Source organism: Shewanella electrodiphila, assembly GCF_023283985.1.
Classification (GTDB): Bacteria; Pseudomonadota; Gammaproteobacteria; order Enterobacterales; family Shewanellaceae; genus Shewanella; species Shewanella electrodiphila.
On record NZ_JAKIKU010000024.1, the window covers coordinates 1 to 7694 of the forward strand.

Genomic DNA, 7694 nt, shown 5'->3' on the forward strand with positions numbered 1-7694 from the left:
AAGAGGTTCGCCAACTATGGGAGCAGCTTGCCAATGAAAAATTAGCTGAGCATAAGCACGATTTGATAGATTGCCGTAGCTATGCAGATCAAGGCAAAGATATTGAGCCTCAACTTAAGATGGGCAGCGTTGCGACAAAGCTGGAGCGTGACGCATATGAGAAAGCTAAAACGGCAGCAAAGGAAAAAGGCGAGGTATTTAACGGTATTGCCCCAGTGACGATCAGGGGTGAAATTAACGCCATGATCGCAGAGCGTAATAGCTTGGTGCTAGAAGCGTCTAACAAAATTATTTTTGAGAGAGAGAACCGTGACCGAATTGATAGAGTTAATCGAACGCTTGGAGAAATCACTGACAAAATCAAATACACAGAATCAGTCATTGATAGAACGCAACGAGTCATTGATGAAAACGCAGTTAGAACTAGAGACGCAGAATCAGCAAATGATTGGGCAGCTAAACGATGTGAGAACTTACCAAAGCGAATTGATGAAATCACTGACAAGCATGAGAGAGTCTTATCAGTTGGTGAGTGGGCAGCTGAACGATGCAAAAACTTACCAAAGCGAAGTGATGAAACAAAACAAAGAGTTACAAACAGCAAATCAGAAGCTTCAAGAATCCATAACAGCATTACAGAAAGAGCAAAACCAGCCCCAAGCCCTTTCGATAACAAGTACGAACGAGCCTTTTTTGAGCGAAAAAGACGAATTGATCGAGCGATTAGAGAAACAGATAGAAAGCTTGACGGCTCAAAGCTCGGAGATGTTCAAAGAAGTAATGATGTTAAGGACGCAGCTAAGACGCTAGCTTATATATTACTCGACCGGCATACAAAAGGACGTTTTGACAAGAGACAACTGACGGTGCTTGATGACTTTGCGAAAAAATTAGGGATCAATGAAAATCAAGGTTCAGATTTTAGACAAAATGTAAGGCTTGCTACTGACAAGATCAATACTGTCAAAGTATTAGAGAATAATCCTCACGTATTTCACTTGTTAAACTTCCCTTCACAAGAAAGGGAACATTACCAAACAGTCACAGCAGATTTTGATAGGTTTATAGTTCATATAGACAAACAGAGGGCTGAGCTAAGACAAAAATATCAATCAAAACTAGGTAAAAATGATACTAGCAGAGTAACAGCAGAAATTTTAACAGTAGAGCCCTATCTAGCTGCCTTAACCAAATATACGAATAACAGTGAAAAAACAGATGAGAGCAGAGCTTTAGCAGAACAACATATAAATAAGACTCTCAGATTGACTGCTAAGCAATACAAGATCGCATACGAAGGACTAAATACACTAAGTAGTACTGAGAGCGCCCAGAAGCATGCTAAAGAGCTTGGGGATAGTTTAAGTAGCTTTACTACTGATTATGCTGAAAAGTTAACTGAGGTTGATTTAAGAAGCATTAATGAAGGTTTAAAAGTCATCGATAGAGGAATAGAGATTAGTAATACAAGTCAAAGTAGAAATAATCTGTCACCAGATTTCTAATCTTACATATCCTCTTTTTCGTTTTCTTTTATTAGTTATACACAACCAGAAATGCTTTTAATGCTTTTAAATGCTTTTAAATGCTTTTAAGCGCTCTGAGTGGATTGGTATCAAAGGGCTGTAGCTGTGATAAGGTGACGTTTAGTTACCTATAAGGTGACGTTTAGTTACCTATAAGGTGACGTTTAGTTACCTATAAGGTGACGTTTAGTTACCATTATGTGACATATTTTTTTATGTCGCATAAATGACCTTTCGCCACCGTAAGGTGACTTGTTATTATTTGTCACTTAATATAAAGTGAGTATTTATTCATTAGAGTAATGACAATGAACAATAAAAAAAACCTAGTAGTTAAGACCAATAAGATAAATGAAGCACTACAAAACTTATCATTGGCTGAAGTACGCATCATCCAGTTAGCAATTGTAGATGCTAGAGAAACAGCCACAGGGTTAAGTACTGATAAGCCATTACGAATTGATGCCACGCGTTATGCAGAGGTATTTGATACCACACGACAGAATGCTTACCAGCGTATGAAGGATGCTGAAGAGACTTTATTTAACAGACGCTTCACCTACTTTGACGATAATAAAAAACCTATTAAAAGCCGTTGGCTACAGCAGGTGCAATACCATGATGGCGAAGGAGCAATGGATTTAGTATTCACGCTTGCCGTTGTTAAGGGAATTAGCCGTATTGATGGTTTGGAGCAGTTTTTTACTTCATATTTATTGGAGCAAACGACACAGTTCAATAGTGTGTACTCAGTGCGGCTTTATGAGCTCTTAACTCAGTGGCGCTCTGCTAAGAAGACACCTTGTTTTGCGTTAGAAATCTTTCGACAACAAATGGGGCTAGGTGTCAGTGAATATAAAAGAATGAATGACCTTAAAAAGCGAGTATTAGACTTAGCTATCAGTGAGATTAATGAGAAATCAGATCTAAAAGTAAAATATGAGAATGTAAAAAAAGGACGCAGTATTATAGGCTTCACCTTTACAGTTCATGAAAAGCCAAAACCTAAGACTGAGCAAGTAGCTAAGCCTCGTGATGTTGATAACGGTGATATGTTCACGATTGATGGATTGTCTGACAAGCAGCTGTGGCGTATCAGTCGACATAAAGAGTTTATAAGTATGTATAGCGGTCTTGCTAAAGGCGACGCTGGTAAGAACTGGTCAGCATATAGTGATTTTATAGTTGGTGAAATCAAAAAAGACGCTTCCAAATTCAGTAAGAAACGTCCTATACGTGAATATTTAGATGGGAATGAAGCAGACTATGACTTCTCAAGATAACGACAAAAACCAACGACCTAGAATAGACTGTTATAAGTGGTTCCTTTATATCAGTCTATTTTAAGTGGTCTGTTAATAGGTTTGAAGGGCGAAATAGCTAGTTTCCTTGGGGTATAACACAAATAATAATATGAAATTGTGTAACTTAGTAAATTTTATTCATGTGTAAAGTTTATTTTAGTATGCAATCAAATATAGATAGATTATTATCCAATTAATGTTTATTTAATTATCAAAATTTTGGAAGAATAGATGTCTCATAACTCTTATTTTGGGACTATTATTACTATAGTTGCAGCTTGTACTTTTAGCTCATTATGTCATGCAGACTTACCATTAACTATAGAGAGCCTAACAACAGATAAGGGCAGATTTAAGTTAGATACAACCATAAGTTATTTTAACCAAAATAATTCTAGTCTTTCGTCACAAGGTTCAAATATTATAGATTTAGGTAATGGGAATGTTGTCACTATTCCTAATCTCCCTACTGAAGGGATAGTTAATACGGATAGCGTTATCGGAACAGTAGGGCTACGTTATGGTATTAGCGAAGCCTGGGAAGTAGGTGTAAAAACTAATGGATTAGTGCTTGAGCAACGCCAAGAGAATGAAGATAAGGTCTCAACACAGAGTGATACTAGGATTCAAGATGTATCCTTAACGACTCAATACCAGCTTACTAAAAACCATAAAATTTTGCCTGATAGCTTGGTCTTTTCCGAGTTATCTTTATACGATAATACTTCTGGATTTGAGAAAGAAACAGCTAGCTCTGCACTTGTAGGTAGTACGGTGTACACCGTCAATGATCCTATTGCTTTGAGCTTGACAGGCACATATCAGTATAACAATACTCGTAAAGTTTTAAGTCCCCCTGAAGGTTTTCCTGATCAAATCGATATAGGTAATATTTTTTCTTTATCAGGATCTGTAGCATTTGCGGTTAATCCAGACATTACGCTCAATACGGGAGTCGGTTGGCGCATGATAGAAGGTGACAAATTCCCCAATACAGAGGTTGACCGTGCTAGGCGTACTGAAACCAGCTTAAACCTCGGTATGGCCTATGCGTTAACAGAGCGTAGTAATCTTACAGCTAATTTACGTGCTGATGTTTCAGGAGATTCAGGAAGTACGCTATCTCTAGGAATGACTACTAAGCTTGGTAAGCTGCCGCCACCTATATCACAGCAATATCGAAAAAATAAAGAACGAGAAATTCTTAATAATTAAATAGTTTTTAAATTCTGGCAACCAATCCAAACCATCCTGAAAACGTTGTCTTGGCCAGTGGACTAAAAGACAACAGCCCACCAAACTTAATTTACTAAAAAGGAATACGTAATGAAGGGTTTAACTAAAATTGTTGCTGCATCAGCTCTTGGTTTAAGCTTGAGTATCTCTGCTATGGCAGCTGACGAAGTGCAAAATAACGTAAGCTTAATTGGTCAATCTACATCAGATATGAGCTATGCGTTTGCTGATAGTGAAAACTTACAAGTTAAATCTATCTCTAGTCAAGAGATGGAAGCAACTGAAGGAGCATGGTTCCCAGTTGCGCTAAATTTGGCAGGTCGTGTTGTAACCAGTCAAGTAGCTAAACACCATATGTCCAATGCTGGATTGGTTTATGGTACATACCAAACTGGCAAGGCATGGAGTGGTAAGAGTAGCAACCAACGACGTAATGGTGGTGCTGGAGGCAGATGGTAGTAAGTACAAAAGATAAGAAGCCACACTTTAAGTATAATCGACTTTAACTGATTGGTATTTCAAATCTTTGAAATACCAATTAACAGAATTTGTGATGCTATGTTTACAAGAGAATGCCCTGGCTGTCATGGTAAAGTAATAAGACCTTTAGATTTTAAAAAATCTAAGACTTATCAGTGTCCAGAATGTTTACATTATGTGGATTCCAACGTTTTTTTATCCGGACTTTTATCCATTGGCTTAGCTTTATATGTTGGTTACCTATACAGTTTAGATATGTTTTATGGTGGGTTAGGCATGTTTCTAGTATTGTTCTTACGTTGGCTATTTTTAGACAAAATTGATGCAGTATTACTACCTCTTCATATAAAAGAATCTCATGATAGATGAAATAGGTATGATGATTGCTGGTTTTATATCAGGGAATAGTGCTGGTAAAAGTAGAAAAATAAAGGTTTGGGCTAGTGTAACTATAGGTCTACTGTTTTTTCTAATGAACTTTCTACTGGATTTATTCGGGCGCAATCCTATAATTTTAAATAATGTTTTGGTTTTAGTTGGTATATCTTTAGTTATAAGTACAGTGGCTTACATTCTTTTAACGATATTTAGTGCAGAGGATACTGTATGAATTTTCTTCTAATATTTATTACCCAAATTAACTTTTAGTAGGAAAGAAGATGCTCTATATATCAACTAGAACTACTTTTATTCGTTTACTTTTGATTCTTACGATTGGGTTATCAGGATTATCCATTGTTCAAGTCAGTCAAGCCTCTGTAACGCTCCAAGCGCAAAACTCAGAAAAGACAGCACTCGCACGTCAATTAATTAATATAGACGGCTCAAAGCAAGGATATAAACAGGCTAACCAAGTCGGGATTGAGTTGATGCGTAATAATATGCCTATGGCTCCTGATGAGTTTTTTATACGTTTATCAGAAAACCTTAACGCTTACGACTATGAAACAAGCTTGACTACTTTATATGCTCAAGTGCTTAGCGTTGATGAATTGAATGCCTTGGTTGACCTATATAGTAGTCCTACTGGAAAGTCTTTAGCTAGTAAAATGGGCATACTATCAGAGCGTTTAGCCTACCAACAAAATCAAATTGTAGAAACCATAGTTCAGCAAACTATGAATGAGATGGGTGTATTAACGCAATAAAGTTGTTATGACAAACTCAACTTGGATAAGGAGACGGATCATAAAAACTATATTTCAACAGTTGAATTTAAGGTGTTCTGTAATATTTGGAATGCTGACAATACTCATTTCTACCTCTACTCTAGCGGCTCCTGTTCTTTTTGAAACTACAACAAAGTCTATAACAGATATACCTATTACAACATGGAAAGAAATGCGCGATGCTCAAGTCGTCAAGCAAGATTTAGATTATTCATGCGGCGCATCTTCACTATCCACTATCTTGACGCACTTTTATCAGCAGCCAGTCACTGAAGAGCAAATCTTAACAGACATGAATCTGACGAGCATGATGGCATCTTTTCAAGACTTAGCTGTCGTTAGTCAAAAATACGGCTTTACTGCTAAAGGTATCGCTACTAACTACGACACATTAAAAAAGCTAAAGATCCCTGCTATTGTCTACCTTAATCATAAGCGTAGTGATCATTTTAGCGTCATCAAATCTATTAACGACACACATATCGTATTAGCAGACTCAAGCTGGGGAAATAGAACATTAACCAGATCACAGTTTGAAGCGATGTGGCATACACGTTCTAATGACAACCTAAAAGGTAGTTTACTACTTATTTTACCAACGACGACCGACCAGAAAAGTAATACTAGTTTAGCGTTTATGGAAATTCAAAATAATCAGAAATTACTACAACAAAGTGTTGAGCTATTTCGCTTCCCCATATAGCTTTTACTATCCTTATATCTAAATGTTGAACTAAGAAAATGGTAGTTAACATTTTTTAATAGATCTGTTTTGATGACTTATCTAAGTTGTTGATCAGTTCGCTCATCAAATCTTTATCACCCTGCCTAGTCAAAAAATCTTCTAAATTTTTAGCAGTATATTGAGATAGTCCTGGTACTTTATCTGTCTCTAATAACTCCGCCATGAAAGCTCCTAACAATATTTTTTGTCTTGTTAGCTTTTTATCCAGCTTCTGTTTTTCACGATTGATCTTTAGTTGTAAATCATTAATACGTTGCTGCTCTTTTAGTTCACTATTATCTAAAATGCTCATAGTAATATCTCGTCGTTAGTGTTTCTGTCTTTTGTAACTATAACAACTATAACAACTAAAACAAACTTCAACAATACACCATGCTATAATTTGTCTACAGTGTTTGAAGTCCCACTGACTAAGTGCGAGTTTTCGACTTCACAAATGTTTATTCCCTACGGTCATACATTTATGAAGTCAAAACATCGGCAGGGGTAAACCCCCACACCCCCAGAACTACGAAAAGATGTAGTGCTAAAAACTAATAGATAGAGCTTTCAGAAATGGCTATTTTTCTCGCATCGACTAATTCAATATCACGAGGAAGCGGACAAAGTGCAGTTGCCAGTGCGAGCTATCGTGCAGGTGTTGAGCTTGAGGATAAACGATACGGTAAGACGCATGACTACTCTAAACGTTCAGGTGTGATGAGCGCGGATATTATTTTGCCCTCAGCATTAACTGCTGCCGGCGCTACTATTGATCGTATTGATTTATGGAATAAAGCGGAGAGTGCCGAGAAACGCAAAGATGCAAGAGTGGCTAGAGAATGGCTTGTTAATCTACCGCATGAGTTAAGTGAGCAAGATCGTAAGACACTGGCGCATAGGTTCGCCCAAACCCTAGCCGACCGTTACGGCACGATCGCCGATTGTGCTATTCATAAACCAACTCAAAGAGAGATTGATCGGGGCGCAGACCCTCGTAACTTCCATGCTCATATCATGTTTACTACTCGTACGGCAGCAATGGGCAATAATCATGAAATCATATTGACTGACAAAGCCGATATTGAGTTGTCCGACACGAAGCGTCGTGAGCTTGGCATGGAACGAGTCAGTCTTGAGATTAAAGAGGTTCGCCAACTATGGGAGCAGCTTGCCAATGAAAAATTAGCTGAGCATAAGCACGATTTGATAGATTGCCGTAGCTATGCAGATCAAGGCAAAGATATTGAGCCTC

At 37.6% G+C, this 7694-nt stretch carries 9 protein-coding genes; 8 read left to right on the top strand and 1 reads right to left on the bottom strand.

Features of this window, described 5'->3' with window-relative positions; all coding sequences use genetic code 11:
* The 7 genes from L2737_RS21820 to L2737_RS21850 form a co-directional block, all read left to right on the top strand.
* Positions 1-1505: MobA/MobL family protein (locus L2737_RS21820; RefSeq protein ID WP_248957082.1), on the top strand; the 1505-nt coding region annotated here is incomplete at its 5' end.
* Positions 1506-1834: 329 nt separating this feature from the next.
* Positions 1835-2809: a replication initiation protein RepM gene (repM, locus tag L2737_RS21825; RefSeq protein ID WP_248957083.1), complete on the top strand. Its 975-nt coding sequence runs from the start codon at positions 1835-1837 to the stop codon at positions 2807-2809.
* 252 nt (positions 2810-3061) lie between these two features.
* Positions 3062-4045 (top strand): transporter, encoded by a 984-nt coding sequence (locus tag L2737_RS21830; RefSeq protein ID WP_248957084.1) that lies wholly within the window; start codon positions 3062-3064, stop codon positions 4043-4045.
* 111 nt (positions 4046-4156) lie between these two features.
* Entirely contained in the window at positions 4157-4525 is a 369-nt protein-coding gene (locus L2737_RS21835) for a hypothetical protein (protein ID WP_248957085.1), read from the top strand.
* Between the two features lie 379 nt (positions 4526-4904).
* Positions 4905-5156, top strand: a complete 252-nt coding sequence (locus L2737_RS21840; RefSeq protein ID WP_248957086.1) for a hypothetical protein — start codon at positions 4905-4907, stop codon at positions 5154-5156.
* A gap of 49 nt (positions 5157-5205) precedes the next feature.
* Positions 5206-5694 (top strand): DUF2059 domain-containing protein, encoded by a 489-nt coding sequence (locus L2737_RS21845; protein WP_248957087.1) that lies wholly within the window; start codon positions 5206-5208, stop codon positions 5692-5694.
* Positions 5695-5887: 193 nt separating this feature from the next.
* Positions 5888-6418, top strand: a complete 531-nt coding sequence (locus L2737_RS21850) for a C39 family peptidase (RefSeq protein ID WP_248957088.1) — start codon at positions 5888-5890, stop codon at positions 6416-6418.
* Between the two features lie 55 nt (positions 6419-6473).
* Here the strand turns inward: L2737_RS21850 and L2737_RS21855 are convergent, their stop codons facing one another.
* On the bottom strand, positions 6474-6752 hold the full coding sequence (locus L2737_RS21855) for a hypothetical protein (protein WP_248957089.1): 279 nt from the start codon (positions 6750-6752) through the stop codon (positions 6474-6476).
* A 263-nt stretch (positions 6753-7015) separates the two neighbouring features.
* Here L2737_RS21855 and L2737_RS21860 point away from each other — a divergent pair.
* A partial coding sequence (locus L2737_RS21860) for a MobA/MobL family protein (protein ID WP_248957090.1) occupies positions 7016-7694 on the top strand: 679 nt, incomplete at its 3' end.

Coding starts and splice junctions, on each gene's coding strand:
- L2737_RS21830 (WP_248957084.1), top strand. CDS start 3,062: ATGTCTCATAACTCTTATTTTGGGACTATTATTACTATAGTTGCAGCT.
- L2737_RS21855 (WP_248957089.1), bottom strand. CDS start 6,752: ATGAGCATTTTAGATAATAGTGAACTAAAAGAGCAGCAACGTATTAAT.
- L2737_RS21845 (WP_248957087.1), top strand. CDS start 5,206: ATGCTCTATATATCAACTAGAACTACTTTTATTCGTTTACTTTTGATT.
- L2737_RS21835 (WP_248957085.1), top strand. CDS start 4,157: ATGAAGGGTTTAACTAAAATTGTTGCTGCATCAGCTCTTGGTTTAAGC.
- L2737_RS21840 (WP_248957086.1), top strand. CDS start 4,905: ATGATAGATGAAATAGGTATGATGATTGCTGGTTTTATATCAGGGAAT.
- L2737_RS21850 (WP_248957088.1), top strand. CDS start 5,888: ATGCGCGATGCTCAAGTCGTCAAGCAAGATTTAGATTATTCATGCGGC.
- repM (WP_248957083.1), top strand. CDS start 1,835: ATGAACAATAAAAAAAACCTAGTAGTTAAGACCAATAAGATAAATGAA.